The sequence below is a fragment of the Microbacterium sp. BF1 genome (assembly GCF_019279095.1).
Lineage (GTDB): Bacteria > Actinomycetota > Actinomycetes > Actinomycetales > Microbacteriaceae > Microbacterium > Microbacterium maritypicum.
In genome coordinates, this window is sequence record NZ_JAGYWT010000435.1 from 1 (window position 1) to 2069 (window position 2069).

A 2069-nucleotide genomic window follows, 5' to 3' on the forward strand; every position below is an offset into this window, starting at 1 on the left:
GTCAGCCAGGTTGCCGGGGGCGTTATGAGTGCCATGGAGCGTACCCGATCTGGAAACTGCGTTGCCGTGGCGAGTGCGAGCCGAGTTCCCGCCGAGTGGGCAACGAGGTCTATCGATTCGAGACCGACGAGTACCGGTCTCGTCCGCGCTGAGATCATCCCTCCAGCTCACGCAGTCGCGCGCAGCTGGCGCAGACGAGACCGGTACTCGTCGGTCTTCGCCTTGATCATCGCCAGGTCAGACCCGCGCACGCCGTTCACGTCCTGCCACAGGGCGATGTGCGCGGCCGTGGCCGCCTCGCGCTCGGCGGCTGTTTCAGCGTGGTCCGAGAGCCAGATGTACTCGCCGCGCAACTCCGTCGCGGTCTCGCGCATGATGTCGTAGACCATCGGGTCGAAATCCACGATCTCGGGGGCGACTGCCGTCTTAGCCATGAGATCCCCTTCCGTCTACCTCTCCAGCATACGCCGCCCCTCCGACACGCGCCCGCGAGAGCCGTCGCGCGCGTTGACACGTAGGTGTCAACTCTCGCTTGGAGTGCGTCCTTCGACCTCCACCACGGGAACCTCAGGGCGCGCACCTGGCAGCGTCCCGTATTCTCTGCCGTCGATATTCGGCTGTGGGGCGCGTAACCTCGGGAGTGTCGGCCTGGACCCTGCTGACGGCAACGGGTCTGGCCGCTAAGTCTTCCAGGCCCGTTGTGCTGTCTGGCGCGGTGCTCTGATCTAGCTCGCCTGCAATCTCTATAGCTAGGGCGTCATGTCGTACGGGCTTGCGCGGTGTCCGCTTCGTCAGGGAGCCCCGCGGGAGGACGCGATCATCGCGGAGTGGATGTCATCGAGGTCGCCGGTGACTGCGGCGACCTTGAGCGTGTCCGACTCGGACTGCAGCGACCGCAGCTCGTCGATGGCACCGGTGACGCTGCTCGCGAAGGCGGTGTCGTCGGTGGCCTTCGCCGATGCGGGGGCGGGCGCTGAGAGCGTGAACCCGGAGGAGACGGCTTCGATGCCGGCGAGCGAGGCCATCGGCTGCGTCCGATCTGCAGGGCGGATTCGTAGGAGTTGCGTGCGCGGTCCACGATGGCCGCACTGGCCTGGTAGCCGCGCTGGGCGAGGATGAGCTGGCTCATCTGGTCACCCAGATCGATATCGGGGTAGCGCACGTAGCCGTCCGCGTCCGCGAGGGGATGGTCGGGCTGGTGCACGAGGCGTCCCTGCGCGCTGCCCTGCGCGGTGCCGGCCACGTAGACGCCGGGCGACTGATCGCTCGTCTGGGCGAGGATGTACCGGGCACGGAACGCCGCACCGTCGCTCGGAGCGGCGGTGTTGATGTTGGCGATGTTGTCGCTGATGGCGTCGAGCCACTTGCGGTGCACCGTCAGTCCGGTGCCGGCGATGCCGATCGCATCGAAGGTCATGAGGTCCTCATCGCGGTGCGCATCGATGTGAACGAGCCGTTCACGGCCTGCGTCGCGAACTGGTAGCGCAGCATCGTGTCGATGCTGGAAAGCGTCTCGGTGTCGAGGTTGACGTTGTTGCCGTTCAGGCGCGTGGGCTCGAGCGAGGTGCCGACCGTCGCGCCGACCCGACCGTCGCCCGCATCGATCGAGCGTGCGAGCGCCTCTTCGAACTGCACACGCTTGGCGTGGTAGTTCGGAGTGTTGATGTTGGCGATGTTGTCGGAGATCGCGCGCTGGCGCTGCGCGAGGCTGTCGAGCGCGCTCGTCAGCGCGTTGATGGTCACAGAATCGAAAACGAACCGGCTCCCCGTGTGTGGCTGGTGTGGCCGATCCATGGCCGAGTCTTGCGAGCCATCCGTGCTCTCCCTGCTCTATCGGTTAGAGCGTTGTAAGCCGGGAAGCTCGCGCCGCGTCAGCGACGCCGGTCACGTTGTGAGCCAACGCGTTCTACATCCGCGGGTCGGGCGCCGCATTAGAGAACGCCCGCCGCACGCTGGAGGCCCCAACCCCCAGTACGCGTCCGATGCTCTCCCAGCTCTGGTGCTCGGCTCGCATCCGTTCGGCGGTCGCGATCCGCTCGGGCGTCATCACGCTCGGGCGGCCGCCGACG

Annotated in this window: 4 protein-coding genes and 1 pseudogene; all 5 read right to left on the bottom strand. The window is 66.8% G+C overall.

Annotation, left to right across the window (positions count from 1 at the left end; translation table 11 throughout):
* Positions 1-158 (bottom strand): alpha/beta fold hydrolase (locus KZA10_RS13270; RefSeq protein ID WP_218683114.1); only part of this gene is annotated, 158 nt, incomplete at its 3' end.
* Positions 159-167: 9 nt separating this feature from the next.
* Positions 168-434 carry a hypothetical protein gene (locus KZA10_RS13275; protein ID WP_141387896.1) on the bottom strand — a complete coding sequence of 89 codons (267 nt, stop codon included), beginning with the start codon at positions 432-434 and terminating at the stop codon, positions 168-170.
* 357 nt (positions 435-791) lie between these two features.
* Positions 792-1025 (bottom strand): flagellar hook-basal body complex protein FliE, encoded by a 234-nt coding sequence (locus KZA10_RS13280; RefSeq protein WP_229779042.1) that lies wholly within the window; start codon positions 1023-1025, stop codon positions 792-794.
* 2 nt (positions 1026-1027) lie between these two features.
* Positions 1028-1417: pseudogene (locus tag KZA10_RS13285) on the bottom strand (flagellar basal body rod protein FlgC); the annotation flags it as partial.
* Positions 1414-1794 (bottom strand): flagellar basal body protein, encoded by a 381-nt coding sequence (locus tag KZA10_RS13290; protein WP_218683113.1) that lies wholly within the window; start codon positions 1792-1794, stop codon positions 1414-1416. The gene KZA10_RS13290 and the pseudogene KZA10_RS13285, both read right to left, overlap by 4 nt.
* Between the last annotated feature and the right edge of the window lie 275 nt (positions 1795-2069).

Bases quoted from the DNA above. Each gene is read 5' to 3' on its own strand.
- KZA10_RS13275 (WP_141387896.1), bottom strand. From the start codon at position 434: ATGGCTAAGACGGCAGTCGCCCCCGAGATCGTGGATTTCGACCCGATG.
- KZA10_RS13280 (WP_229779042.1), bottom strand. From the start codon at position 1,025: ATGGCCTCGCTCGCCGGCATCGAAGCCGTCTCCTCCGGGTTCACGCTC.
- KZA10_RS13290 (WP_218683113.1), bottom strand. From the start codon at position 1,794: ATGGATCGGCCACACCAGCCACACACGGGGAGCCGGTTCGTTTTCGAT.